Source organism: Cedecea neteri (genome assembly GCF_000758325.1).
In the GTDB taxonomy this organism is placed as follows: Bacteria; Pseudomonadota; Gammaproteobacteria; order Enterobacterales; family Enterobacteriaceae; genus Cedecea; species Cedecea neteri_B.
The window spans coordinates 3,557,755-3,583,233 of sequence record NZ_CP009459.1 but is presented as its reverse complement, the minus strand read 5'-3'; the positions used below and the strand labels follow the sequence as shown (position 1 = coordinate 3,583,233).

Annotated in this window: 26 protein-coding genes and 1 pseudogene; 18 read left to right on the top strand and 9 right to left on the bottom strand. The window is 52.7% G+C overall.

From position 1 onward, the window contains the following. Nucleotides 1–325 precede the first annotated feature (325 nt). The 5 genes from LH86_RS16745 (at nucleotide 326) to rluB (ending at nucleotide 4,162) form a co-directional block, all read left to right on the top strand. Nucleotides 326–1,090 carry a transporter substrate-binding domain-containing protein gene (locus tag LH86_RS16745; protein ID WP_039303658.1) on the top strand — a complete coding sequence of 255 codons (765 nt, stop codon included), beginning with the start codon at nucleotides 326–328 and terminating at the stop codon, nucleotides 1,088–1,090. Between the two features lie 3 nt (nucleotides 1,091–1,093). After that, nucleotides 1,094–1,741, top strand: coding sequence for an amino acid ABC transporter permease (locus tag LH86_RS16740; RefSeq protein ID WP_039303655.1), 648 nt, complete (start codon nucleotides 1,094–1,096; stop codon nucleotides 1,739–1,741). Nucleotides 1,742–1,755: 14 nt separating this feature from the next. After that, nucleotides 1,756–2,487 (top strand): amino acid ABC transporter ATP-binding protein, encoded by a 732-nt coding sequence (locus tag LH86_RS16735; RefSeq protein ID WP_039303652.1) that lies wholly within the window; start codon nucleotides 1,756–1,758, stop codon nucleotides 2,485–2,487. Continuing rightward, complete coding sequence (locus tag LH86_RS16730; protein ID WP_039303647.1) at nucleotides 2,480–3,160, top strand: amino acid ABC transporter permease; 681 nt, start codon at nucleotides 2,480–2,482, stop codon at nucleotides 3,158–3,160. The genes LH86_RS16735 and LH86_RS16730 overlap by 8 nt, the downstream gene beginning before the upstream one ends. Nucleotides 3,161–3,274: 114 nt before the next feature. Continuing rightward, entirely contained in the window at nucleotides 3,275–4,162 is an 888-nt protein-coding gene (gene rluB, locus LH86_RS16725; protein WP_039303645.1) for a 23S rRNA pseudouridine(2605) synthase RluB, read from the top strand. Nucleotides 4,163–4,192: 30 nt separating this feature from the next. Here rluB and cobO read toward each other — a convergent pair whose 3' ends face one another. Beyond that, nucleotides 4,193–4,783 carry a cob(I)yrinic acid a,c-diamide adenosyltransferase gene (gene cobO / locus LH86_RS16720; protein WP_039303642.1) on the bottom strand — a complete coding sequence of 197 codons (591 nt, stop codon included), beginning with the start codon at nucleotides 4,781–4,783 and terminating at the stop codon, nucleotides 4,193–4,195. Then, nucleotides 4,780–5,541 carry a YciK family oxidoreductase gene (locus LH86_RS16715; RefSeq protein WP_039303639.1) on the bottom strand — a complete coding sequence of 254 codons (762 nt, stop codon included), beginning with the start codon at nucleotides 5,539–5,541 and terminating at the stop codon, nucleotides 4,780–4,782. The genes cobO and LH86_RS16715 overlap by 4 nt, the downstream gene beginning before the upstream one ends. Before the next feature lie 256 nt (nucleotides 5,542–5,797). Here LH86_RS16715 and sohB point away from each other — a divergent pair, with 256 nt between their 5' ends. Then, entirely contained in the window at nucleotides 5,798–6,847 is a 1,050-nt protein-coding gene (sohB, locus tag LH86_RS16710; RefSeq protein WP_039303636.1) for a protease SohB, read from the top strand. A gap of 36 nt (nucleotides 6,848–6,883) precedes the next feature. Here sohB and LH86_RS16705 read toward each other — a convergent pair whose 3' ends face one another. Continuing rightward, a complete protein-coding gene (locus LH86_RS16705) occupies nucleotides 6,884–7,135 on the bottom strand; it encodes a YciN family protein (RefSeq protein ID WP_008461316.1) in 252 nt (83 codons plus the stop codon). A 400-nt stretch (nucleotides 7,136–7,535) separates the two neighbouring features. Here LH86_RS16705 and topA point away from each other — a divergent pair, with 400 nt between their 5' ends. The 6 genes from topA (at nucleotide 7,536) to acnA (ending at nucleotide 15,116) form a co-directional block, all read left to right on the top strand. Further along, a complete protein-coding gene (topA, locus tag LH86_RS16700; protein WP_039303632.1) occupies nucleotides 7,536–10,133 on the top strand; it encodes a type I DNA topoisomerase in 2,598 nt (865 codons plus the stop codon). 198 nt (nucleotides 10,134–10,331) lie between these two features. Then, on the top strand, nucleotides 10,332–11,306 hold the full coding sequence (gene cysB / locus LH86_RS16695) for an HTH-type transcriptional regulator CysB (protein WP_008461319.1): 975 nt from the start codon (nucleotides 10,332–10,334) through the stop codon (nucleotides 11,304–11,306). A 345-nt stretch (nucleotides 11,307–11,651) separates the two neighbouring features. Next, on the top strand, nucleotides 11,652–11,780 hold the full coding sequence (locus LH86_RS22185; RefSeq protein WP_071842743.1) for a YmiA family putative membrane protein: 129 nt from the start codon (nucleotides 11,652–11,654) through the stop codon (nucleotides 11,778–11,780). Nucleotides 11,781–11,782: 2 nt separating this feature from the next. Continuing rightward, a complete protein-coding gene (locus tag LH86_RS22630) occupies nucleotides 11,783–11,953 on the top strand; it encodes a hypothetical protein (RefSeq protein WP_156107035.1) in 171 nt (56 codons plus the stop codon). A 158-nt stretch (nucleotides 11,954–12,111) separates the two neighbouring features. Continuing rightward, nucleotides 12,112–12,210, top strand: a complete 99-nt coding sequence (gene ymiC, locus LH86_RS22845; RefSeq protein WP_231560145.1) for a small membrane protein YmiC — start codon at nucleotides 12,112–12,114, stop codon at nucleotides 12,208–12,210. Between the two features lie 230 nt (nucleotides 12,211–12,440). After that, on the top strand, nucleotides 12,441–15,116 hold the full coding sequence (gene acnA / locus LH86_RS16690; protein ID WP_039303629.1) for an aconitate hydratase AcnA: 2,676 nt from the start codon (nucleotides 12,441–12,443) through the stop codon (nucleotides 15,114–15,116). A gap of 48 nt (nucleotides 15,117–15,164) precedes the next feature. Here acnA and ribA read toward each other — a convergent pair whose 3' ends face one another. Then, nucleotides 15,165–15,755: a GTP cyclohydrolase II gene (gene ribA, locus LH86_RS16685; RefSeq protein WP_008461322.1), complete on the bottom strand. Its 591-nt coding sequence runs from the start codon at nucleotides 15,753–15,755 to the stop codon at nucleotides 15,165–15,167. 206 nt (nucleotides 15,756–15,961) lie between these two features. On the opposite strand from ribA, the gene pgpB reads away from it, so the two are divergent. The 5 genes from pgpB (at nucleotide 15,962) to yciH (ending at nucleotide 19,607) form a co-directional block, all read left to right on the top strand. Beyond that, nucleotides 15,962–16,726, top strand: coding sequence for a phosphatidylglycerophosphatase B (gene pgpB, locus LH86_RS16680; RefSeq protein ID WP_039303626.1), 765 nt, complete (start codon nucleotides 15,962–15,964; stop codon nucleotides 16,724–16,726). Nucleotides 16,727–16,866: 140 nt separating this feature from the next. Further along, entirely contained in the window at nucleotides 16,867–17,172 is a 306-nt protein-coding gene (locus LH86_RS16675) for a LapA family protein (RefSeq protein ID WP_039303623.1), read from the top strand. Nucleotides 17,173–17,178: 6 nt separating this feature from the next. After that, nucleotides 17,179–18,348, top strand: coding sequence for a lipopolysaccharide assembly protein LapB (gene lapB, locus LH86_RS16670; RefSeq protein ID WP_039303619.1), 1,170 nt, complete (start codon nucleotides 17,179–17,181; stop codon nucleotides 18,346–18,348). A gap of 195 nt (nucleotides 18,349–18,543) precedes the next feature. Continuing rightward, complete coding sequence (gene pyrF, locus LH86_RS16665) at nucleotides 18,544–19,281, top strand: orotidine-5'-phosphate decarboxylase (protein WP_039303616.1); 738 nt, start codon at nucleotides 18,544–18,546, stop codon at nucleotides 19,279–19,281. Then, on the top strand, nucleotides 19,281–19,607 hold the full coding sequence (gene yciH, locus LH86_RS16660) for a stress response translation initiation inhibitor YciH (RefSeq protein ID WP_039303613.1): 327 nt from the start codon (nucleotides 19,281–19,283) through the stop codon (nucleotides 19,605–19,607). The genes pyrF and yciH overlap by 1 nt, the downstream gene beginning before the upstream one ends. Nucleotides 19,608–19,736: 129 nt before the next feature. Here the strand turns inward: yciH and osmB are convergent, their stop codons facing one another. The 4 genes and pseudogenes from osmB to LH86_RS16640 all read right to left on the bottom strand — a co-directional run bounded on the left by osmB (nucleotide 19,737) and on the right by LH86_RS16640 (nucleotide 24,358). Then, entirely contained in the window at nucleotides 19,737–19,955 is a 219-nt protein-coding gene (gene osmB / locus LH86_RS16655; protein WP_008461331.1) for an osmotically-inducible lipoprotein OsmB, read from the bottom strand. Between the two features lie 259 nt (nucleotides 19,956–20,214). After that, nucleotides 20,215–20,974, bottom strand: a pseudogene (locus LH86_RS16650) (DNA-binding transcriptional regulator YciT). A gap of 43 nt (nucleotides 20,975–21,017) precedes the next feature. Next, nucleotides 21,018–23,453, bottom strand: coding sequence for a formate C-acetyltransferase/glycerol dehydratase family glycyl radical enzyme (locus LH86_RS16645; protein WP_039303609.1), 2,436 nt, complete (start codon nucleotides 23,451–23,453; stop codon nucleotides 21,018–21,020). 5 nt (nucleotides 23,454–23,458) lie between these two features. Then, nucleotides 23,459–24,358: a glycyl-radical enzyme activating protein gene (locus LH86_RS16640; protein WP_039303607.1), complete on the bottom strand. Its 900-nt coding sequence runs from the start codon at nucleotides 24,356–24,358 to the stop codon at nucleotides 23,459–23,461. Nucleotides 24,359–24,494: 136 nt separating this feature from the next. Here LH86_RS16640 and fsa point away from each other — a divergent pair, with 136 nt between their 5' ends. After that, the gene (gene fsa / locus LH86_RS16635; RefSeq protein ID WP_039303604.1) at nucleotides 24,495–25,157 is read left to right on the top strand and encodes a fructose-6-phosphate aldolase; all 663 of its coding nucleotides are present in this window, start codon (nucleotides 24,495–24,497) and stop codon (nucleotides 25,155–25,157) included. A 40-nt stretch (nucleotides 25,158–25,197) separates the two neighbouring features. On the opposite strand, the gene rcnR is transcribed toward fsa, so the two are convergent. Then, complete coding sequence (rcnR, locus tag LH86_RS16630; protein WP_039294041.1) at nucleotides 25,198–25,470, bottom strand: Ni(II)/Co(II)-binding transcriptional repressor RcnR; 273 nt, start codon at nucleotides 25,468–25,470, stop codon at nucleotides 25,198–25,200. Between the last annotated feature and the right edge of the window lie 9 nt (nucleotides 25,471–25,479).

Genomic DNA, 25,479 nt, shown 5'->3' with positions numbered 1-25,479 from the left:
GAAGATTATTGGTGTCATTTCTTTTAATGTGCTGAAAAATAATATTTTTAATAAATGATTACACTCTGAATTAGCTTGTTGATCATTAGCAGTCCTGAGTATAGAGCGCGCTCTCATTTATTTTGTGATATCGCAATTTTAATTTTATATAGCATTAAAATCTAACATATTGCGAAATTTGTGAATTTATTAACTGCTGATTGCATGAAGCAAGATATTTATCTGTATTGACGATAATTTACCGTCTGCGTAGCATCGCCGTCGCCAGGGTCGGAATTAATATTTCAATCCTTCTAACCACAAAAGTTAATGCTATAGGATTAATATGAAAAATATCAAAAAAGCTGTATTGATCTCTTTGTTGGCAATAACCGCATCCGGGGCTTACGCCGCCGATCCGGTAAAAGGTAAAACGCTGATTGTTGCTATTTCACCTAACTCACCACCGATGTTGTTTAAAGATCAAAACGGGAAGTTACAGGGCGTTGACCTGGAGATTTTCAACGGCTATTGCAAAGTCCGTGGTTGTAAAATTGAAACCAAAGAGTATGACTGGGACGGAATGTTAGGTGCCGTGGCCAGCAAACAGGCTGATGTCGCGTTCTCCGGCATTTCTATCACCGATAAGCGTAAAAAAGTGATGGATTTCTCTGACTCCTATTATGAGAACTCGTTTAACCTTGTGAGCCTGGCTTCCAAAAAGCTGAAAATAACCGACCTGGCGCAGCTTAAGAAATACAGCATCGGTTACCCACGCGGTATGGCGTATACCGATTTAATTAAAAGCGATCTGGAGCCTAAGGGCTTCTACAACGTTGCCGATGTAAAACTTTATCCGTCCTACAACGAAGCGGTGACCGATCTTAAAAACGGAAACCTGGACCTGGCCTTTATCGAAGAGCCGGTATACGACAACTACCGCTTCCATCAAAAAATGCCGCTGGCTATCAGCTACTCCTTCAAGGGGGTAGATCACCTCGGCTTCGCGTTCCAGCAGGGCTCCCCGGTACGCGATGACTTTAACGCTTACCTGAAACAACTGGGCCCGAAAAAGCTGGCTGCCATTATGGATAAATGGTTGAAATCATAATCTATGCTGGCCAGAGAGCTCTTCGATATTACGGGTCTTTTGCTTCATGGCGTGGTGTACACCTTCGTGATCACCCTGTCGTGTTTTGCAACGGCTGTTATTTCGGGGCTGGGAGTCGCCGCGCTGCGGCGGCTCACCGGCGGTCATGTGGCAAGCGTGCTTAATCTGCTCGTTTTCATTCTTCGGGCTATTCCGGTGCTGGTTCTGCTCTTCCTAATCTACTTCGGTCTGCCGGGATTTGGCCTTAACGTGCCTCCGCTGGTAGCAATGAATTTGAGTCTGGGGTTAATCGGAGGTGCTTATCTGTCTGAAGTGTTTCGCGGCGCTCTGGCATCGGTGGATGAGCAAGAAATAGCGGCCGCGCGCGCCAGCGGTTTTAGCGGCTGGCAGATTTTGTGCTGGATTGAATTTCCCCAAATGCTGCGTTTTTCCGTTCCCGGCGTGATGAACGAGCTTACGGCAATCCTGAAAAACACACCGTTTGCTTACACCGTGGGCGTCACGGAGATCCTTGGACAGGCAAAAGCGCTGACGGCATCCACCATGCTTGGTATGAGCATTTACATGTTGGCGGGCGTGCTTTACTTCCTCATTTATAAGTTTTTTCAAATTGTTTTGACGAAAATTAAGAACCGCTATGCGGTGGAATAAGTTACGAGGGCAGGATGTCGATACTCACGGTAAAAAATCTCAGCAAGCGCTACGGTGAGAACGTGGTGCTTAACGGTATCAATCTGGAAATAGAAACGGGGCGCACGCAGGTCATCATGGGCCCATCAGGCTGCGGAAAAACCACGTTAATTCGCTGCCTTAATTTGCTTGAACAGCCTGACTCCGGTGAAATCTGTTTTCATGGTGAAAGTGTTCTTGGTGATAAAAAGAGCGCTCAGCAACTGCGCAGCAAAATTGGTTTTGTGTTTCAGAGCTTTGCGTTATACCGCCATCTTAGCGTGCTCGATAACCTGACCCTGGCCCTGAGAAAGCTACAGGGAAAGAGCAGGGCGCAGGCGAATGCAATGGCACGAGAGGAACTGGCCTATTTTGATATGTCTGCCCATGAAGAAAAATTTCCTGCCCAGCTTTCCGGGGGGCAAAAACAGCGTGTAGCGCTGGCGCGTAGCCTGGTGATGCAACCTGAGATGATTATTCTGGACGAGCCGACTTCTGCATTGGATCCGTTGATGAGTCAGGAGGTTGCACAACTGATTAACCGGCTTTCACAGCGGAAGGTCACGACGGTCTGTGTGACCCACGATATTGCCTTTGCGGGGCAAATTAGCCAGCAGGTGGTGTTTATGTATGGCGGAGCTATCCTGGCACAGGGATCGGTAGAATATCTGGCGAATTGCGGCCTGCCGCAGGTGGAAAAATTTTTTGGAAACACAACTCATGAGTAGCAGCCTGCTCAGTTTCTACCATGACTTTTTAGACCAGTGGCCGCTGATTTTTCGGGGGATTGGCGCCACGATAGGCTTAACCGTGGCGATGTCGATAACGGGTTTTCTGCTGGGTATCGTCGTTTTTTACTTTGGCCTTAGCCGCCGACCAGGGGTGGCGCGTATCGTTGAGCGTTACAAATCTTTCTTCATCGGCACGCCGCTCATCTGCATCATCTATATCCTTTATTACGGGCTGCCGCAGTTGGACATCCGGCTGACGCCATTTGAAGTCACCCTGCTGGGGTTTACGCTGAATATTGCCGCCTACAATGCCGCTTATCTGCTCACGGCTTACAACGGTATGGACAAAACACAGATAGAAGCTGCCGCCGCACAAGGTTTTAGCCCGGTGCAAATCTATCTCTGGATCATTCTGCCTCAGGTTTTACGTACATCGATTCCGGCGCTGACCAATCAAGTCATCTATAATCTGAAAGACAGTTCGCTGGCCTTTTTGGTGCAGTATCCTGAGCTGTTTGCCCGCATGCAGGAACTGGCAGCAGGGAATTTTGAATTTTTTAAAACCTACTCCCTGACGGCACTCTTTTACGTGGCGATGGCGACGGTCATTTACGTGCTCTCAAAGCGTGTGGAAAAGCGCCTGCAAACGGCGAAAACAGCCGGTGATTAGCGGGTTACATGGTGGCAAAAGTCATGTATAATGCCTGACACTTCAATTAATTAAGTAATTGAAAAATATATTCTTTCCATCGACGCCTGTGAAGGCGACACCCGAGGAAGCTCAATGAGCGAAAAGTTACAAAAAGTGCTGGCTCGCGCTGGCCATGGTTCCCGTCGTGAGATTGAAACCATTATCTCTGCAGGTCGCGTAAGCGTTGATGGCAAAATCGCCACGCTGGGCGACCGTGTTGAAATTACCCCGGCCTTGAAAATTCGTATTGACGGTCATTTGATCTCAATTCGCGAATCTGCGGAACAAATTTGCCGCGTGCTGGCCTATTACAAGCCGGAAGGCGAGCTGTGTACCCGCAGCGACCCGGAAGGGCGCCCAACCGTGTTTGACCGTTTGCCAAAGCTACGTGGTGCACGTTGGATTGCCGTTGGGCGTCTGGACGTGAATACCTGTGGTTTACTGCTGTTCACCACCGACGGGGAACTGGCAAATCGCCTGATGCACCCAAGCCGTGAAGTGGAGCGTGAATACTCCGTGCGCGTGTTTGGCCAGGTGGATGACGACAAAGTAAGACAACTGTCTCGCGGCGTGCAGCTTGAAGATGGCCCGGCGGCCTTCAAAACCATCAAGTTCACCGGCGGCGAAGGCATTAACCAGTGGTACAACGTCACCCTGACCGAAGGCCGTAACCGTGAGGTTCGTCGCCTGTGGGAAGCGGTTGGCGTACAGGTTAGCCGCCTTATTCGCGTGCGTTACGGCGACATTAAATTGCCGAAAGGCCTTCCGCGCGGGGGTTATACCGAGCTTGACCTGGCGCAGACTAACTACCTGCGTACGCTGGTGGAACTGCCGGAAGAAACCAGCAGTAAAGTGGCGGTAGAAAAAGATCGCCGCCGCATGAAAGCGAACCAGATTCGCCGTGCCGTGAAGCGTCACACCCAGGTGACCGGCGGCAACCGCCGCGCCAGCAGCAGCCGTAATAACGGCAGCGGCAGCTAAATCTTAACCCCTCTCTTGAGGGGTTTTTTATTAGTAATCAATACCCATCTGCGCCTTCACCCCGGCGTCAAACGCATGCTTAACCGGGCGGAGTTCGCTGACCGTGTCGGCCATCTCCAGAATATCGCGGTGGCACCCGCGGCCTGTCACAATCACTGTCTGATTCGCCGGGCGGTTAGTCAGCGCGCTTAAGACGTCTTCCAGCGGCAAATAATCATAAGCCACCATGTAGGTCAGCTCGTCGAGGATCACCATATCCAGCGTGGCGTCTGCCAGCATCCGTTTGCCGTGCTCCCACACCGCAAGGCAGGCGGCGGTGTCCGTTTCCCGGTTCTGCGTTTCCCAGGTAAAGCCTGTCGCCATCACCTGAAATTCAACCCCGTGTGGCTCCAGCAAATTACGTTCGCCGTTCGGCCACTGGCCCTTGATAAACTGAATGACGCCGACTTTTTGGCCGTGGCCTACGGCGCGGGTAGCGGTGCCGAATGCGGCGGTCGTTTTACCTTTCCCGTTGCCGGTGAACACTATCAGGATCCCACGCTCCTGCTGGGCTTCTGCAATGCGCGCATCAACCTTTTCTTTCTGGCGCTGTTGGCGTTGCTGGTAACGCTCCTCACTCATTCTGAAATCCCCGGTTTACGGTTAGGCTGGGCATCAAAACTCATGCCGGTCTTACGGCGGCTGTCGTCGCCCATCAGCCAGAGATAAAGTGGCATTAAGTCCCGGGGCGTTTTCAGTTTAGCCGGATCTTCCGTAGGGAAGGCGCTGGCGCGCATTGCGGTGCGGGTGCCGCCTGGGTTGATGCAGTTTACGCGCAGGTTGTGCTGCTTATACTCTTCCGCCAGCACCTGCATCATGCCTTCCGTAGCAAACTTCGAGGCGGCGTAAGCCCCCCAGCCAGCGCGGCCCTGGCGACCCACGCTCGAGGTGGTAAACACCAGAGAGCCGGATTCGGATTGAAGTAATAAAGGAAGCAAAGCCTGAGTCAGGAAAAAGGTCGCATTGACGTTTACCTGCATGACGGCCTGCCAGGTGTCGGGATCCTGCTTGTCCATCGACACGACATCGCCAAGAATACCGGCATTATGCAGGACGCCATCGAGGCGGGGAACCAGCGCGCTAAGCTTGTTAGCCAGCGAGTGGCAATCTGCCGACGTGGCGGTAGCCAGGTCAAGCGTGAACCAGTGCGCCGGTAGCAAACCGTGAGACTGGATCTCACCGGCGACGGCGCGAAGCTTTTGCTCATTGCGCCCCAGCAAAATCACCGAAGCACCAAACCTGGCATAGGTGAGTGCGGCGACGCGGCCGATGCCATCGCTGGCCCCGGTCACCAAAATAATGCGATTTTTCAGTAAATTATCTTGCGGCTGATAGTGCACGGTTTTACTCCTCGCGTGATGCAATATGCTCACGTCTTATTTCTCATTGGGTTACCCGGCTTTATGCCTTAAAGACGGGCGTATTTCAATCAGCCAGCCGGAGACAATGTTGAGGATTAACATTTTGCAAAAATTTCTCCGTGCCAAATCTTTTAAGGAAGCCCTCTTGCTGCCTTTATAGTTACTTACAGACGAACGTGTACCTGCTCGGGTACACTGCGGAGATTAACAATGCTTAGTGATAAAGGCGGTAAATGTGGATCTGATTGCTGACTATGGACTTTTTTTAGCTAAAGCGGTGACCATCGTGGTGGCAATTGGTGCCGTTGCACTTATCCTGGTGAACGTTGCGCAACGTAAAAAACAGGGCCGGGGTGAACTAAGGCTGACGAATCTGAGCGAGCAGTATCAGGATGTACAGCAGGAGATGCAGGTCGCTATGCTCGACCCGCATCAGCAGAAGCTGTGGCTTAAAGAAGAAAAGAAAAAGCTTAAGCTCGAAGCGAAGCAGGCAAAGGCGCGGGCTAAACGTGGCGAAAAGGCCAGTTCAGGCAAGCCGACGCTTTACGTCCTCGACTTTAAAGGCAGCATGGATGCCCACGAAGTCAGCTCGCTCCGTGAAGAAATTACCGCCGTGTTATCGGTGGTTAAACCCAAGGATGAAGTTTTGCTGCGCCTGGAAAGCCCTGGCGGCGTGGTTCATGGCTACGGGCTCGCGGCATCCCAGCTCCAGCGCTTGCGGGACAAAGCAGTGCCTTTAACCATTGCGGTCGATAAAGTGGCGGCCAGCGGCGGTTATATGATGGCGTGTGTCGCCCAGCGCATTGTGGCTGCACCCTTCTCGATAATCGGCTCGATTGGCGTTGTCGCGCAAATCCCTAACTTCCACCGCCTGCTTAAGCGCAATGACATCGACGTTGAGCTGCATACCGCGGGGCAGTACAAGCGCACGTTGACCCTGCTGGGCGAGAACACTGAACAGGGGCGTGAGAAGTTCAGGGAAGATCTCAACGAAACGCATCACCTGTTCAAACAGTTTGTCAGCAGCATGCGTCCGGGCCTTGATATTGAATCAGTGGCCACGGGCGAGCACTGGTACGGTACCCAGGCGAAAGAAAAAGGTCTGGTGGATGACGTGGCGACCAGCGACGATCTGCTGCTGGGGATGATGAAAGATTTTGACGCTATTAATGTACGTTATCTGCAGCGTAAAAAAGTGATGGACCGTTTCACCGGTAGCGCGGCGAACAGCTTAGATCGCCTGCTGTTGCGCTGGTGGCAGCGTGGTGAAAAACCACTGCTGTAAAGCAAAAAAGCGAGGCGTTCAAGCCTCGCTTTTCGTTTAGCCCTGCAGCGTATACTTTTCTGACAGGACGTGGGCCAGGTGTTTAAACATATTAAACACCGCCGTGCTCTTCGGCGTGGGCAAACCTTGTTCGTCCAGGAAGTATTCTCCACTGAAGACCAGCACGCCGTTTTTCTGTTCCACGCCGGTGGCTTCCATCCCGTGCAGGAAATCCTCATGTTCACGAATGATTTTGTTCGCCTCTGCGAGGAGGGATTCGCGGTCAATAGGCTGAGTTGTCTCTTGCATGATGTTCTCCTTAAAAAACTGGCGCTAGTTTACGTCCGCTTGAGGGAAAAGGGCAAATTTTCCCTGTAAACCCTGTGGCCTTAAAAAAGTTAACCGTGCTGGCGGGATCCGGTATTGCATGCTAATAAAGTTGCGTAACATATTTTATCAGGTAGAGTGTGACGCTTTCGCAAATCTGGTAACAGAATTGCTTGACATTCGACCAAACTTCCGTCGTGCTATGCCACTTGCTTGAGACTTTTGGCCTTCAATACCCGATGAGTGAGCCGTGGGTATTGCAGGTTATTGAAAAAAAGAGTTGATCTCCTTCTACGCTGCCGCAATATAAAAAAGCGCGTCGCCAGTGGAAGGTGAAAATTTGCGACGTATTCCTGGAAGAATTAAATAGGTAAAGGTGAAAATGGGTAAAGCTCTCGTTATCGTTGAGTCCCCGGCAAAAGCCAAAACGATCAACAAATATCTCGGAAACGACTACGTGGTGAAGTCCAGCGTCGGTCACATCCGTGATTTGCCGACCAGTGGATCAACCACCAAGAAGAGCGCTGACTCTACCGCCGCCAAAGGGGCCAAAAAGGTCAAAAAGGATGAACGCGGAGCGCTCGTCAACCGTATGGGTGTCGATCCCTGGCATAACTGGGATGCTCATTACGAAGTGCTGCCGGGCAAGGAGAAAGTGGTCTCCGAGCTGAAATCCCTGGCAGAAAAAGCAGACCACATCTATCTCGCAACCGACCTTGACCGCGAAGGGGAAGCCATTGCCTGGCACCTGCGGGAAGTTATCGGCGGCGACGACACCCGCTACAGCCGCGTGGTGTTTAACGAAATCACTAAGAATGCGATTCGTCAGGCGTTTGAAAAGCCGGGTGAACTGAATATTGACCGTGTGAACGCCCAGCAGGCGCGCCGCTTTATGGACCGCGTCGTGGGCTACATGGTGTCTCCGCTGTTGTGGAAAAAGATTGCGCGTGGCCTGTCAGCCGGGCGCGTCCAGTCCGTGGCGGTTCGCCTTGTAGTTGAGCGTGAACGCGAAATTAAAGCGTTCGTCCCGGAAGAGTACTGGGAAATCGACGCCAACCTGTCGACGCCGAAGGGCGATGCGCTGCCGGTGCAGGTCAGTCACCATAAAGATAAACCTTTCCGTCCGGTTAACCGCGAACAGACCATGGCGGCCGTTAGCCTGCTTGAAAAAGCGCGCTACACCGTTCTGGATCGTGAAGACAAGCCAACCAGCAGCAAACCGGGGGCGCCGTTCATCACCTCCACGCTGCAGCAGGCTGCCAGCACCCGTCTTGGCTTCGGCGTCAAGAAAACCATGATGATGGCGCAGCGTCTTTACGAAGCGGGCCACATTACCTACATGCGTACTGACTCTACCAACCTGAGCCAGGACGCGGTGAGCATGGTACGCGGCTACATCGAAGAAAACTTCGGTAAGAAATACCTGCCAGCGGATGCCAATCAATACGCCAGCAAGGATAACTCTCAGGAAGCGCACGAAGCGATTCGTCCTTCTGATGTGTCCGTGCAGGCGGAAGCGTTAAAAGACATGGAGGCGGATGCCCAGAAGCTTTATCAGCTTATCTGGCGCCAGTTCGTCGCCTGCCAGATGACGCCAGCGAAATACGACTCCACCACGTTGACGGTGGAAGCCGGTGAGTACCGCCTGAAGGCGCGTGGTCGTACGCTGCGTTTTGATGGCTGGACGAAAGTGATGCCAGCGCTGCGCAAGGGCGATGAAGATCGCACCTTACCGGCGGTGAATCCGGGAGAATCCCTGACGCTGGTTGAGCTGCTTCCTGCGCAGCACTTTACCAAGCCGCCTGCGCGTTTCAGCGAAGCATCGCTGGTGAAAGAGTTGGAAAAACGCGGTATTGGCCGCCCGTCCACCTACGCTTCTATCATTTCGACCATTCAGGATCGTGGCTACGTGCGCGTTGAGAACCGCCGTTTCTACGCTGAAAAAATGGGTGAGATTGTTACCGATCGTCTGGAAGAGAACTTCCGCGAGCTGATGAATTACGACTTCACGGCGCAAATGGAAGACAGTCTTGACCAGGTGGCCAATAACCAGGCCGAATGGAAAGGCGTGCTGGACAATTTCTTCACTGATTTTAGCGGCCAGCTTGAGAAAGCCGAGCAGGATCCGGAAGAAGGCGGTATGCGCCCGAACCAGATGGTTCTGACCAGCATCGACTGCCCAACCTGCGGTCGTAAAATGGGGATCCGCACCGCGAGTACCGGCGTATTCCTCGGCTGCTCTGGCTATGCGTTACCGCCGAAAGAGCGCTGCAAAACCACCATCAATCTGGTGCCGGAGAACGAGGTTCTCAACGTGCTGGAAGGTGACGATGCGGAAACGAACGCCCTGCGCGCCAAGCGTCGCTGCCAGAAATGCGGTACGGCGATGGACAGCTACCTCATCGATCCGAAGCGCAAGCTGCACGTGTGCGGTAATAACCCGACCTGTGACGGCTACGAAATCGAAGAAGGTGAGTTCCGCATCAAGGGCTATGACGGCCCAATCGTTGAGTGTGAAAAATGTGGCTCCGAAATGCACCTGAAAATGGGGCGTTTTGGTAAGTACATGGCCTGTACCAATGACGAGTGTAAGAACACCCGTAAGATCCTGCGTAACGGCGAAGTAGCGCCACCGAAGGAAGATCCGGTTCCGCTGCCAGAGTTGCCGTGTGAGAAGTCTGACGCGTATTTCGTGCTGCGTGATGGCGCTGCCGGCGTCTTCCTGGCCGCGAACACTTTCCCGAAATCTCGTGAAACACGCGCCCCGCTGGTAGAAGAGCTGCATCGCTTCCGCGATCGCCTGCCGGAGAAGCTGCGCTATCTGGCCGACGCTCCTCAGGAAGATCCAGAGGGGAATAAAGCGTTCGTTCGCTTTAGTCGTAAAACGAAGCAGCAGTACGTGGCTTCTGATAAAGACGGTAAAGCGACCGGCTGGTCAGCGTTCTTCGTTGACGGCAAGTGGGTCGTTGGTAAGAAATAACGCCGCCTGAACCTATGAAAACCGGAGCCTGTCTCCGGTTTTTTTATGGCCCTTTATATAACTCGTTTATTATCTTTTTATCCCATCTATACAAAGTAGCTATAACTGATATAGTGAGTAAAGCAATGTCAATTTTCGTTTTTTCTGCGTCTTAACCCCGCCCATTGCGCCGGGGCCTTTGACCCTGGACGGTAAGCTATGAAATTACAGCAGCTGCGTTATATCGTTGAAGTCGTAAACCACAATCTTAATGTCTCCTCGACGGCGGAAGGGCTTTATACCTCTCAGCCGGGGATCAGTAAGCAAGTTCGTATGCTGGAAGACGAACTGGGGATACAAATATTTGCCCGTAGCGGGAAGCACCTGACTCAGGTCACCCCGGCGGGGCAGGAAATTATCCGTATCGCCCGTGAAGTGCTGTCGAAAGTCGATGCCATTAAATCCGTTGCCGGAGAACACACCTGGCCTGACAAAGGCTCGCTCTATGTGGCGACAACCCACACGCAGGCCCGTTATGCGCTACCAGGCGTGATTAAAGGCTTTATTGAGCGTTATCCTCGGGTTTCACTGCATATGCATCAGGGCTCGCCGACGCAGATTGCAGAGGCGGTTTCCAAAGGCAATGCCGATTTTGCTATCGCCACCGAGGCGCTTCATCTTTATGACGACCTGGTGATGCTACCTTGCTACCACTGGAACCGTTCCATTGTGGTCACGCCGGATCACCCATTAGCTTCGAAGGAGTCGGTTAGCATCGAAGAGCTGGCGCAGTATCCGCTGGTCACCTACACCTTTGGTTTTACCGGTCGTTCCGAGTTGGACACTGCTTTTAACCGTGCAGGGTTAACGCCGCGAATCGTCTTTACCGCCACCGATGCCGATGTGATTAAAACCTACGTTCGCTTAGGGCTGGGAGTAGGGGTTATTGCGAGCATGGCGGTGGATCCGATTTCAGACCCTGATTTAGTCCGTATCGAAGCCCAGGGCGTATTTAGCCACAGCACCACGAAAATAGGTTTCCGTCGGAGTACTTTCCTGCGTAGTTATATGTATGATTTTATTCAGCGTTTTGCGCCACATTTAACCCGTGACGTGGTGGACACCGCCGTAGCTTTGCGCTCTAACGAAGATATTGAAGCGATGTTTAAAGATATAAAATTACCTGCCAAATAATTCCCCAGGGTATCTTCGGGTGAATCCGGAGATGCCCGAGTCATTATTAAACAAGAATTAAACGCATTTCTTCGTCTATTCCCATTTCCGCAAATAAGCCACATCCTGTTAATGGTTATTGTGTCGCAATTAAGAGACACAGCTAGTAAATAATTCGTGGTTGCGCAAATCTGAGGTTTCGATTATTTATTTCAGGTCAAAAGATTAAATCTTTTCTCCTGCTTATTGCGCAATTTTTCTGGCTTTTGAGCTAGAGTTTCTTTAGGATTAATCCCAACTGGCGATTAGTTATACCGATTGTTTAGAAACGTTACGATAAGTGGTGTCGATTGTATGAGGCTAGCAATGTCATCAGGAAGTGAGGAACCGCAACAAGATCCGGCTCTGAAACGCAAGGCATGGATTGCGGTGTTTTTGGTTTCAGCCTTGTTCTGGCTGGTTGTGGCGCTGGTTGCCTGGCATTTTTGGGGGTAGCTATGTCTACTCGGGATAGGGCTTCTGCACCTAAGGTCGTGGCCCGCAACAGCGGCAAGCCACGAAAAGACGTTAAGAAAGAGGAAAGCACGCCACCTGAAGGCTGGAAGCTGACGAAACAGCAGCAGGCCTTTATTGATTTGTTTTCTGAAGACGACAGTAAAAAACAATAAAATCGTTATTGAATCGTTTATTTTCTCTGCGGGGTTTAAAGCACTTTTTATTTACCGCCGGGTAACCTGTTATTCACTAATAATTACACGCAGCAATACATTCTGGTGATTGCTTAAATAAGCAGTCTGGTTGCATATAGTCACATTGGGTTAACCCTATGAATAATCACAATGCTGTAAAATACTGGTCATGGATGGGCGCTTTTACGCTCTCTGCCTTGTTCTGGGTAGAAATACTTCGCGCCTTCGCCAATTAACCTTTGTTGTCAGTGGCTAAACGCCACGTCCTTAGTGCTTCGAATTATCCTCCCGGTTTTCCTCTCGCCCTGACGTTATCGTTGGGGCGTTCGTTTTATTACCGCTTCTCCATTACCGCCATTTATCAATTTGGGTTGTTATCAAATCGTTACGGCAGGTTTGTGTTATCTTTAATAGTGACCCTGCGAATAATCAGGGCACTCGCTATCCCTGTCATAAAGGAGGAGCTATGTCGTTAACCCTACGCGAAGCCAGTAAGGACACTCTACGGGCGCTAAATAAAACCTGGCATTACTACAGCTTGCCGCTGGCCGCAAAAGAGCTGGGGGATATCAGCCGGTTACCTAAGTCGCTAAAAGTTTTACTGGAGAACCTGCTGCGCTGGCAGGATGAGGACTCCGTTACCGGTGAAGATATTCATGCCCTGGCCGGCTGGCTGAAACATGCCCACGCTGATCGCGAAATTGCCTATCGTCCTGCCCGGGTACTGATGCAGGACTTCACCGGCGTACCGGCGGTGGTCGATCTTGCCGCAATGCGTGAGGCAGTTAAGCGCCTCGGCGGTGATGTGGCGAAAGTTAACCCGCTTTCCCCGGTCGATTTGGTGATTGACCACTCCGTGACCGTTGACCATTTCGGCGACAACGATGCCTTCGAAGAAAACGTTCGTCTTGAAATGGAGCGCAACCACGAGCGCTATGTCTTTTTACGCTGGGGCCAGCAGGCCTTTAGCCGTTTCAGCGTTGTGCCGCCCGGTACCGGCATTTGCCACCAGGTGAACCTTGAGTACCTGGGCAAAGCAGTCTGGAGCGAAGAACAGAACGGCGAACTTGTCGCTTACCCTGATACGCTGGTTGGCACCGACTCGCATACCACGATGATTAATGGCCTTGGCGTGCTGGGCTGGGGAGTGGGCGGCATCGAAGCTGAAGCGGCGATGCTGGGCCAACCCGTATCCATGCTAATCCCCGATGTGGTCGGCTTTAAGCTTGAGGGCAAACTACAGGAAGGGATCACCGCGACGGACCTTGTGCTGACCGTCACCCAGATGCTGCGTAAACACGGCGTCGTAGGCAAATTTGTTGAGTTTTATGGCGATGGCCTCGATTCGCTGCCGCTTGCCGACCGGGCAACTATCGCCAACATGTCTCCTGAATACGGTGCGACCTGCGGTTTCTTCCCGATTGACGGCGTAACGCTGGAGTATATGCGCCTCAGCGGGCGTAGCGAAGAGCAGGTGGCTCTGGTTGAAGCTTACGCTAAGGCGCAGGGCATGTGGCGTAATACGGGCGATGAACCCGTGTTTACCAGCACGCTCTCTTTAAACATGAATGACGTTGAGGCGAGTCTGGCCGGGCCAAAACGCCCGCAGGATCGTGTCCCGCTCGGTGGCGTGCCTAAAGCCTTCGCCGCCAGCAACGAGCTTGAAGTCAACGCTTCCCACAAAGATCGTCGTCCGGTCAGCTACGCGCTGGCGGGCGAAGAGCATCAATTGCCGGATGGTGCCGTGGTGATTGCCGCTATCACCTCCTGTACCAACACGTCAAACCCCAGCGTGCTGATGGCGGCCGGATTGCTGGCTAAAAAAGCCGTCAGTCTGGGGCTGAAGCCGCAGCCGTGGGTGAAGGCCTCGCTTGCGCCGGGATCTAAGGTTGTCTCGGATTATCTGGCGAAAGCCAAATTAACCCCATACCTTGATGAGCTGGGCTTTAATCTGGTGGGTTACGGCTGCACTACCTGTATCGGTAACTCAGGCCCGCTGCCCGATCCTATCGAGCAGGCGATTAAAAAAGGCGATCTTACCGTGGGCGCGGTGCTTTCCGGCAACCGCAACTTCGAAGGCCGTATTCACCCGCTGGTGAAAACGAACTGGCTGGCCTCACCGCCGCTTGTTGTCGCCTACGCGCTGGCTGGCAACATGAATATCGATCTGACTAAAGAGCCATTAGGGCAGGATAAGAATGGCGCTGACGTCTACCTGAAAGATATCTGGCCGGGCAGTCAGGAAATTGCTGCGGCTGTCGCGCAGGTGACTACCGAGATGTTCCACAAAGAATATGCCGAAGTGTTTGAAGGTACCGAAGAGTGGCGCAGCATTGAAGTGGCGCGGTCGGCAACCTACGGCTGGCAGGATGACTCAACCTATATTCGACTGTCGCCGTTCTTTGATGAAATGGGCGCTGAGCCAAAACCAGTGGAAGATATTCACGGGGCTAACGTGCTGGCGATGCTGGGGGATTCTGTGACTACCGACCATATTTCCCCGGCGGGGAGCATTAAACCTGACAGCCCGGCAGGGCGCTACCTGCAAGGGCATGGCGTAGAGCGCAGGGACTTTAACTCCTACGGTTCGCGTCGCGGTAACCATGAAGTAATGATGCGCGGGACGTTTGCCAACATCCGTATCCGCAACGAGATGGTGCCAGGCATTGAAGGCGGCATGACGCGCTTACTGCCTGGTGAAGAAGTTCTGTCTATTTATGATGCTGCAATGCGTTATAAAGAGCGGGGTATTCCGCTGGCGGTGATCGCCGGGAAAGAGTATGGCTCCGGTTCAAGCCGCGACTGGGCGGCCAAAGGACCTCGCTTGCTGGGCGTACGGGTGGTCATTGCCGAATCGTTCGAACGAATTCACCGTTCGAACCTTATCGGCATGGGCATTTTACCGCTGGAATTCCCTCAGGGCGTCACGCGAAAAACGCTGGGGCTCACGGGGGAGGAAAAGCTCGATATTAGCGGGTTAAACCAGCTGAAGCCAGGCGCTGTTGTGCCGGTTACGCTGACATTCGCCGACGGACGTCAGCAAGTCATTGACTGCCGCTGCCGCATTGATACCGGCAATGAGCTGACCTATTTCCGTCACGACGGCATCCTGCATTATGTGATCAGAAATATGCTGAAGTAAGAAACGACAAAGCCCCTGAAAAGGGGCTTTTTTATGAAGTGAGCACTTTTATTCCGACAGCAGGTGGCCCATTTTGGCGGCTTTGGTGTCAAGGTAATGCGCATTTTTTGGGTTGCGCCCGACGATGAGCGGGACGCGTTCAACAATGTTGATCCCGGCTTCAGTCAAAATTTCGACTTTTTTCGGGTTGTTGGTGAGTAAACGCACGGCATCAACGCCCAGCAGTTTGAACATGTCGGCACACAGCGTAAAGTCACGCTCATCGGCAGCAAAGCCGAGCTGGTGGTTAGCCTCTACCGTATCGTAGCCTTTATCCTGCAGAGCATAGGCCCGGATTTTATTCAGCAGCCCGATGTTACGGCCTTCCTGGCGATGGTAAAGCAGTACGCCACGGCCTTGTTCAGCAATGTGGGTTAACGCGGCTTCAAGCTGGAAGCCGCAGTCGCAGCGCAGGCTGAACAGCGCGTCACCGGTCAGACATTCGGAGTGAACGCGCGCGAGCACTGGCTCTTCACCGCTAATATCACCGAAAACCAGAGCTACATGATCCTGCCCCGTTGCCACTTCTTCAAAACCCACCATCAGGAAATCGCCCCAGGGGGTTGGCAGTTTGGCTTCTGCCACACGTTTAAGCTGCATGTGATTCTCCAGGTACTTATTTTGACACCTTGGTGTCTGCCAGAAGTCTGGCCTGTACGTTAATGTCGGATATTTTGCCATAACGCGCGGTCGTTCGCTTCATTGACAGATTAAAAAGCCATTTTTGCCAATGACGGCTTCGCGGTTTAACCTTCCTGGGCATTTTTCGGTTATTCTTTAAAGGCTTTCATTATCATGAGGTTTTCATGCAGGCAATAGCAAAACGCATCACCGCAGGCACAATGCTTCTGTTAATCATGCCGTTAATCGTCTGGTTGAGCGGCTGGGAATGGTCCCCTGGGGGCAATGAAAGCGTGTTAAAGATGCTTTATTGGGTCACTGAGACCGTGACGCAGCCCTGGGGAGTCATTACGCATGTTGTGCTTTTTGCCTGGTTTCTGTGGTGCCTGCGTTATCGCCTTAAGCCTGCGCTGATGTTATTTGCTATCCTCGCTGCCGCTATCCTTATAGGTCAGGGCATTAAGTCCGTTATCAAGAACAAAGTGCAGGAACCCCGGCCATTCGTCGTATGGCTTGAAAAAACTCACCATATCACTACCGAGCAGTTCTACACTTTAAAGCGTACTCAACGTGCGGAACTGGTGAAAGCACAGCTGGAAGGTCAGGATGAAATTCCCGACTGGTTACGCAAACACTGGCAGTTCGAAACCGGCTTCGCTTTTCCTTCTGGCCACACGATGTTCGCTGCCAGTTGGGCGCTGCTGGGCGTAGGATTACTTTGGCCGCGCAGGCGGACGTTTACGCTAGCGGTATTGTTGTTCTGGGCAACCGGCGTGATGGGGAGTCGATTGCTGCTGGGTATGCATTGGCCACGTGACCTGGTTGTGGCCACGATTATCTCTGGTTTGTTAGTTATTCTGGCAACCTGGCTGGCGCAGCGCTGGTGTGGGCCGCTGACTCCGCCGGCAGAAGAAGACCAGGAAATAGCCGAACGGCATGAAAAAAGTTGAGAATAGTGTTTTAACCCCCATTTCTTATGCATTCGGGGAGGTTAATGGATTCCCCGGTTTCGTCTGAAATGGTAGTTTATACCTCCGGGACTCATTTTTGGCATAGCTAAGCCAGCTGTGACCACATAACGGGATGTCATGTGAAATATTTACTCATTTTCTTACTGGTACTTGCCATCTTTGTGGTGTTTATTACTTTAGGGGCGCAAAACGATCAGGTTGTGAACTTTAATTACCTGCTAGCGCAAGGCGAGTACCGGGTGTCTACTTTGCTGGCGACGCTGTTTGCGGCAGGGTTTATTATTGGGTGGCTGATTTGCGGTCTGTTCTGGCTGCGCGTCCGTGTTTCCCTGGCCCGTGCTGAGCGAAAAATTAAACGTCTTGAGCAGCAGGTTACCCCTACTACTGATGTTTCGGCGCCCGTTGTGCCGGCCGTGAAGGAATAATCTTTTATGTTGGAACTGCTGTTTCTGCTGTTACCCGTTGCAGCCGCTTATGGCTGGTACATGGGGCGCAGAAGTGCGCTGCAAGACAAACAGCAGGAGGCCAGTCGCCTTTCTCGTGACTATGTCGCCGGGGTGAACTTCCTGTTGGCTAACCAGCAGGATAAAGCGGTAGATCTGTTCCTCGATATGCTTAAAGAGGACACAGGCACCGTTGAGGCTCACCTCACTCTAGGGAATCTCTTCCGCCAGCGTGGCGAGGTTGATCGGGCTATCCGTATCCACCAGTCGCTAATGGAAAGTGCGTCTCTGAACTACGACCAGCGGCTGCTTGCCGTTCAGCAACTAGGCAAAGACTACATGGCCGCCGGTCTTTATGACCGCGCTGAAGATATGTTCAGCCAGCTTATCGACGAGACCGATTTCCGCATCAGTGCGCTGCAGCAGCTGCTGCAAATTCACCAGGCAACAAGCGACTGGCAGAAAGCCATCGACGTGGCCGAACGGTTGGTTAAGCTCGGCAAAGACAAACAGCGGGTGGAAATCGCGCACTTCTACTGTGAGCTTGCGCTGCAAAACATTGGCAATGACGACACGGACAAGGCCATGTCACTGCTGAAAAAAGGTGCGGCTGCAGATAAAAATTGCGCCCGGGTCTCCATCATGATGGGGCGTATTTTCATGGAAAAAGGCGAGTATGCCAAAGCGGTAGACTCGTTAAAACGCGTGATTGAGCAAGACAGCGAACTGGTCAGCGAAACGCTGGAGATGCTGCAGGTGTGCTATCAACAGCTGGACAAACCTGACGAGTGGGAAACTTTCCTCAAGCGTTGCGTGGAAGAAAACAGCGGGGCGGTGGCAGAGCTTATGCTGGCGAGTATTCTCGAACAAAGAGAGGGGGCAGAAACGGCCCAGACTTATATAAATCGCCAGCTCCAGCGTCATCCAACAATGCGCGTGTTCCACCGCCTGATGGATTACCACCTGCATGAGGCGGAAGAGGGGCGAGCGAAAGAAAGCTTGATGGTACTGAGGGACATGGTTGGCGAGCAAATTCGCACCAAACCTCGCTATCGCTGTCAAAAATGCGGCTTTACCGCCTACACCATGTACTGGCATTGCCCGTCCTGCCGCGCCTGGTCAACGGTGAAACCAATTCGCGGGCTGGATGGGCAGTAAGCCCTCGATTTTTTAAAACCCTTCGTTTTAGTTACAACATACTAAAAGGTGCTTTGTTGCTCCTGATTTCAGCACCGTGCAACTTTCGCTTAGCAGAGGGCGATCGCGGCTGTAAATTTACCTGGCTGACGAGTAGAATGCTGCCGTTTAACTTTTTTGCGCCGCGCTGGTGCCCAACAGTCAGAAGGTTTTGCCATGAATTCAACTGCGTCATCCTCCTCCCGTGTTGCCACTGAATCGCCGATAGTCGTTGCTCTTGATTATGATAATCGCGATAGCGCCCTGGCCTTTGTCGACCGTATCGACCCGCGAGACTGTCGCCTGAAAGTTGGGAAGGAGATGTTTACCCTGTTTGGCCCACAACTGGTGGGCGACCTGCAACAGCGCGGGTTTGATGTCTTCCTCGATCTGAAATTCCACGATATCCCGAACACCACCGCGCGGGCCGTAGCTGCTGCTGCAGAAATGGGCGTGTGGATGGTTAACGTTCATGCTACGGGTGGAGCCCGCATGATGCGCGCCGCCAAAGAAGCGCTTGTTCCATTTGGGAAAGATGCGCCGTTGCTGATCGCCGTGACCGTTTTGACCAGCATGGAAGCCAGCGACCTGGCCGATCTGGGTATTACCGCCAGCCCGGCAGACTACGCTGAGCGCCTGGCGACGCTGACCAAAGAGTGTGGTCTGGACGGTGTAGTGTGCTCTGCACAGGAAGCAGTACGCTTTAAGGCGGCGCTAGGCCGAGAATTCAAGCTTATTACCCCAGGGATTCGCCCGGTTGGCAGTGATGCAGGCGATCAGCGCCGCATCATGACGCCTCAGCAGGCTCAGCAAGCGGGCGTAGACTTTATGGTTATTGGGCGTCCGATCACCCAATCTGCTGACCCGGCTCAGACTTTGCGCGATATCCGCGCTTCGCTGGTACAGGGGGCTTGATGAAAGACAATAACAGCCGGCTGGTCTACTCCACGGAAACCGGACGTATTGATGAACCGAAAGCCGAAGTCCAGCGCCCTAAAGGCGACGGTATTGTGCGCATTCAAAAGCAGACCAGCGGCCGCAAAGGGAAGGGCGTATGCCTGATCTCTGGTATTGATGTGGACGATGCGACGCTGGCGAGCATTGCCGCCGAGCTGAAAAAGAAATGTGGCTGCGGTGGCGCGGTCAAAGACGGTGTGATTGAAATTCAGGGCGATAAGCGTGATTTGATAAAATCATTGCTCGAAGCGAAAGGGATGAAAGTAAAACTCGCGGGTGGTTAATTCGGAATAACATTAATTATTGGGCCACGGAAAATACCGTGGCCTTTTATTTTTACTGCTGATAGTCAGACCTGAAAATTAACACGTAATAATTCGTCAAAGCGGGTTAGCTTTTGCTGGCGTCATGCCTTATTTGCCCACCTGGTGACCGATAATACCGCCTACTGCCGCACCGCCAAGCGTACCCAGCGTACTGCCATCGGTCAGGACTGCACCACCCAGCGCACCGGCACCTGCGCCGATTGCCGTGTTGCGGTCACGCTTAGACCAGTTAGAGCATGCACTCAGGGACATTGCGAGGGTAATAGCCAGCATTGCAGCGGCCACTTTTTTGTTATTTAAGGTCATCATACTTTCTCCAGAATAATTGATTCACGGAAGCCAGTCTCAGGTAAGTATAGTAAAAATTCACCACATTACCGGGCTGTTCGTGAAACGATGTCACGATATAAGCTTAAAAAAGGGCAGGTGCGTATATTACTCCCTGTTATATCGCTAAATTCTATTCTAATTTTTCCGCATGATTAACACAGGTAAAAACTCTTAATTACAACGTGGGAATATTCTGAGAGAGAAGAAGCCCGTGCGCGGCACGGGCAACGGAGACTTAGGCGGCGGCGTAAGGGTCAACAATATCCACCTGCAGGTGGGCTGCTTTCAGTTGCTCCAGCGTCTCCTGGCTAATCGATGCGTCGGTGATAACGCGGTTGAAACGTGAAATCGGGCCCAAAGTATACGGATGCACGTTGCCAAACTTGCTGCTGTCCGTCAGCACAATGGCCTCACTGCCTTTCTCCAGCACAGAATTCACCACGTCGGTACGCAGCATATCGCGCCCGGTAAAGCCGGTTTCTGGCAAGAAGCCGTCGATGCCGATAAAAGCCTTACTGAAATGCAGCTGCTGGATAAACTGGCGGGTAAGCGGCCCGACCATGCTTTCGCTTTTCTTCTGATAGATCCCGCCGACCAGAATCACTTCACAATCGGTGTCTTTCAGCAAATGGGCGATATAGCTGCTGACGGTGATCAGCGTGACTTTTTTCTGTTCCGCCAGCGTGCGGGCGAGAAGCGCGTTGCTGCTGCCGTTTTCGATAAACACCGTTTCACCATCATTCACCAGCGAAGCGGCATATTGCGCAAGCTGTAGTTTGAGGGTGTAGTTGTTCATCATGCGAGTTTCGACGTCATCGCTATCCAGCGGGACGGCGAAACCATGCGTGCGACGAAGGTAATTATTTTTTTCCAGCAGGTTTAAGTCCTGGCGGATGGTGACTTCTGAAACGCCGGTTGTTTTCGCCAGAGAGGCGACGCTAACCCGGCCCTGATCGATAACCATCTGCCAGAATAATTTGTTGTCTTGAGTTCATGTCAGCCAGTAGTCAGGCGGTGGGATTAACCACCGCCTTCTCGTCAAAGAGTATGTTCCGTGCGAGCTATAATATCATCCTGCGCGTCAGGAGATAAGGCCGTAAAGAAGGCCGAGTATCCTGCAACCCTTACCACCAAATCTCGATATTTATCAGGATTTTGTTTGGCCTCAAGCAGTGTTTCGCGGGAGACAATGTTGTACTGAACGTGCCAGCCCTTGTGTGATTCGAAGAAGGTACGCAGCATAAACATTAATTTTTCGCGATCGCGTGGATTATCTAACGTTGAGGGATTCAGTTTTTGGTTCAATAAAACGCCGCCGAGGATTTTATTGGTCGGCAGTTTGCCCACGGAACTGATGACCGCCGTAGGGCCAAGGTGATCGGTCCCGGACGCGGGGCTGGCTCCCTCTGCCAAAGGTGTATGCGCTTTACGGCCATCAGGTGTGGCCATCGTGGCTGCGCCAAACGGCACGTTTGCAGAGATAGAAGAGGTTCCCGCGTAGTATGTCCCGCCAACAGGGCCGCGGCCAAAGCGCGTGTTGTGATAGCGCTTAAGTTCATCGATGTAGGTTTGATAGGCGCGGGCGAGCAGCATATCGACTTCATCATCGTCGTTGCCGTATTTTGGTGCGCCATTAATCAGCCGCTGACGAAGCTGCTCGCCGTTCAGTCCGGCAAAGTCGTTGGCCAGGGCATCCGCCAGCTGCTGCTGCCCAATTATTCCCTGCTCGAAAACCAGTTTTTTCACGGCTGAAAGGCTATTCCCAAGGTTGGCTATCCCGACCTGAAGTCCTGAAACCCAGTCGTATTTGGCGCCCCCTTGCTTAATGCTTTTGCCCCGTTCAATGCAGTCATCCACCAGCGCCGAACAAAGAATATCGTGCGCGTTTTCCTCCAGTACGGTATCCACCACACATTCGATCTCGATCGATTTTTGCGTGTAATAACGAATTTGCTGGTCCCAGGCTGCCAGTATTTCGACAAACGAAGTGAAGTTGCCTTCGGACAGTGCCTTTTGCTGTGGGAGGAAGATGCTTCCGCTGGTAGCATCCCGGCCGTGTTCAAGGCTCGCCAGCATCACCCGGGCAAAATTAATAAAGCTCATGCCGGTGCAACGGTAGCCCCATTTCCCGCCGACGGCGGTTTCAATACAGCCGATAGCCGCATAGTCATAAGCATCTTCCCGGCTGACGCCGAGCTTAATGAATTCCTCGATAACAACTTCATCATTGTTAAATGCGGGCATGCCGAATCCGCAGCGAATCACCTGCACGCAGGCATCAAGGAAGTCATTGCTCATCCCGGCGTGATAGCGAACGCTGAGATTAGGCTGCGTTGAGCGCAGGCGTCCGCAGGATTCAAGAATGGCCCAGGAGAGCGGGTTAACGGCGTCCACCGCGACGCCGTGCACCAGCGTTTGTCCCCCGATGGTGACGTTCTGGTAAAGCGGGCTGCCGGCGGAGGCTTTTGAATGCGAACCGGAGCGAATTTTATTCACCTCTAGCAGCTTCAGCCAGCAGCTTTGCAGCAGCTCAATGGCCTGCTCCCGGCTGGTGGTTTGCTGTAATTCCACATCCCGGCGGTACCACGGATAAAGGTACTGATCGAGCCGACCAAAGGAGACGGAGTGCCCGTTGGATTCAATTTGCAGCACAAGCTGAACGAAATAGCTGAGCTGTAAAGCCTGCCAGAAAGTGACCGGCGGATTGCTGGCGATATGTTTACAGTTTTCAGCGATCGCCAACAGTTCATCCCGGCGTGCCTCTCGTTTTTCTTCGAAGGCCATTTTCTTCGCCAATTCTGCGTAGCGTAATATATGGTCGCTCAGGGCAGCAAAAGTCATATCAATGGCCTTCAGGAACTGCTCTTTGTGCAGGTCGTCCCAGTCGGTCAACTGCAAACGCCCGCGTCGCTCGGCGACTTTGTCACGCAATCCGCTAATACCCAATTCGAGCAGCAACGGGAAATTAACCGCCAGATGAGCGTCGCCGGAAGTCATATTGCCTTCGGCTTTTATGATCCCGGTCGCCAGCAGTGCCTTTTGCTCGTCGGTAAACATGCCATAGCAGCGATCCTGCACTGTCTGCCCGCGCCACCACGGGCAAATTTCATGCATGACCGCTTTGTCCTCGTCGGAAATTGAAAATCCGGCACCCGGACGATCGCCAAGCTCGTCGATTTCGCTCTCAATCCAGCCGACGGTGTATTCCGGGAAGAACGGCGCCCCGCGCACATGGCTTGCCTGGTTGCCGACGATCAGCTCGTCATGTCTGATCCAGATAGTTCGCTCCGCCAGATGATGGGCCAGCGCCATCGCGCGGCGAACCGGCAGCGGTTTATCCTGATGCTGCTGGTAAACGACAGTGTAGTGGCGGGCACGCTCGGTGCAGACCGGCGGCTTCACGATATGTATCAGCGCCTCTTTGTGTGCTTCTACACGTGGGCTGAGAAAATTCAGGTTCAGTTCGGTGGTCATGATGATTATCCTCTAATCCAGGCGGTCATGCCTTTTTGGCTGGCGTACTGTTCGGCGAAGTGCAGAAGTTCTGGTGCATCAAGTGGCCTGCTGCCGGCCAGGTAGGGCTGATCCAACAGGTTGTATTTGTTAATCCCTAAGGTGTGATAAGGCAGAAAATGGATGGATTTCGCGCCAATTTCGTCGGCGGCAAAATCGCTGATGGCGCGGATGGAACGCTCATCGGCATTAAAATCGGGAATTAACGGTACGCGGATGGTCATCTCTACGCCGCGAGCGGCCAGCTTACGAAAGTTATCCATCACGCGTTCGGCGTTGCCGTCGGTCCACTGCTGAAAGCGCGCTTTATCTACGTGCTTAAGATCCGCCAGCAGCAAATCCAAAAAAGGTAATGAAGGTTCAATGTATTTCCACGGCACATGCAGGCAGGATTCCACGGCAGTATGCAGGTCAGCTTCTTTGCTGCGCTGTAGAAGTTCACGCGCCAGCTCTGGCTGCATAAAAGGCTCTCCGCCGGAAAGCGTAATCCCACCTCCGCTGCGAGCATAAAAAGGCTTGTCGCGTAGCACGGTGGCCATAATAGAATCCGCCGTTTTTACTTCGCCACAAACGGTCAGTGCCTGGGTAGGGCAGCACTCTCTCAGTGCATTTATCGTGTCAGCATTGAGTTTGCCGCGCGCAATAACCAGTTCGCCGTCAACACGGGAAACCACGTCTGATGCAGCCTGCTGGCAAAGCTCGCACCCGGTCAGGCATAAACGGCGGTCCAGCAGAACATCGTATCCCCGATCGCGGCTTTCAGGATTCTGGCACCAGCGGCAGCCTAGCGAGCATCCTTTCAGGAAAACTACGGTGCGGATCCCTGGGCCATCGTGAGTGGAGTAACGCTGAATATTGAACAGCATGGCATCATCTCTTTTTGTTTCTTTCGTAAATTAAATTACTTTCGAATGAAAGTTATATTGATATTGATCAGCTAAACAATCGACAGTCGGGTTATGATGCCGCCAGTGAGAGATGACACTAATTCTGGAGAGCGTAATGGAACTGTATTTAGATACCGCAGATGTTGCCGCCGTTAAGCGTCTTGCCCGTGTTCTGCCGCTGCAGGGCGTAACCACCAATCCTTCCATCGTTGCCAAAGCGGGCATTTCCCTGTGGGAAGTGCTGCCTGCGCTACAGGACGCACTGGGGGGCGAAGGTAAGCTGTTTGCTCAGGTGATTGCGAACCAGGCTGATGAAATGGTGAAAGAGGCACAGCTGTTAACCACGCGCGTACCGGGGCTGGTTGTTAAAGTGCCCACTACGCCGGAAGGCCTGGCTGCACTCAAGCAACTTAAAGTCCTCGGGATCCCAACGCTGGGGACGGCTGTTTATGGCGCGACGCAAGGGTTATTGGCTGCGCTGGCGGGCGCTGAATACGTTGCGCCTTATGTGAACAGGCTGGATGCTCAGGGCGGGGACGGAATTCAGATGGTACAGGATCTCCAGCAGCTTCTGACGCTGCATGCCCCTGATGCGAAAGTGCTGGCGGCCAGTTTCCGCACGCCGCACCAGGCGATGTCATGTCTTTTGGCCGGCTGCGAAGCGATCACGCTGCCGCTTGATGTGGTCGAACAGATGTTGGTCACGCCTGCGGTGACGGCGGCAATAGGCGGCTTTGAAAAAGATTGGCAGGGCGCGTTTGGCTCATTAACGCTCTAATCATTTGTGGCCACCGTCCGCGGTGGCTTTCACATAAAGCTTATTTTATGTAGGAATCCAGCACCTTAAGGATCACATCCAGATCCTCCTCGCGCTTCACTTCGTCTACCTCATGCACAATATGCTCCGTCAAATGCCCTTTAATCACCTCACGCATTAACCCGTTCACCGCGCCTCGAATGGCGGCAATTTGCTGCAGGACTGCAGCACACTCATGCGGTTCATCAAGCATCTTTTTAAGCGCAATCACTTGTCCCTGGATTTTGCTGGTCCGGGCCTTGAGCTTTTGTCTGTCGCGAATGGTGTGTGACATGCGAATTTC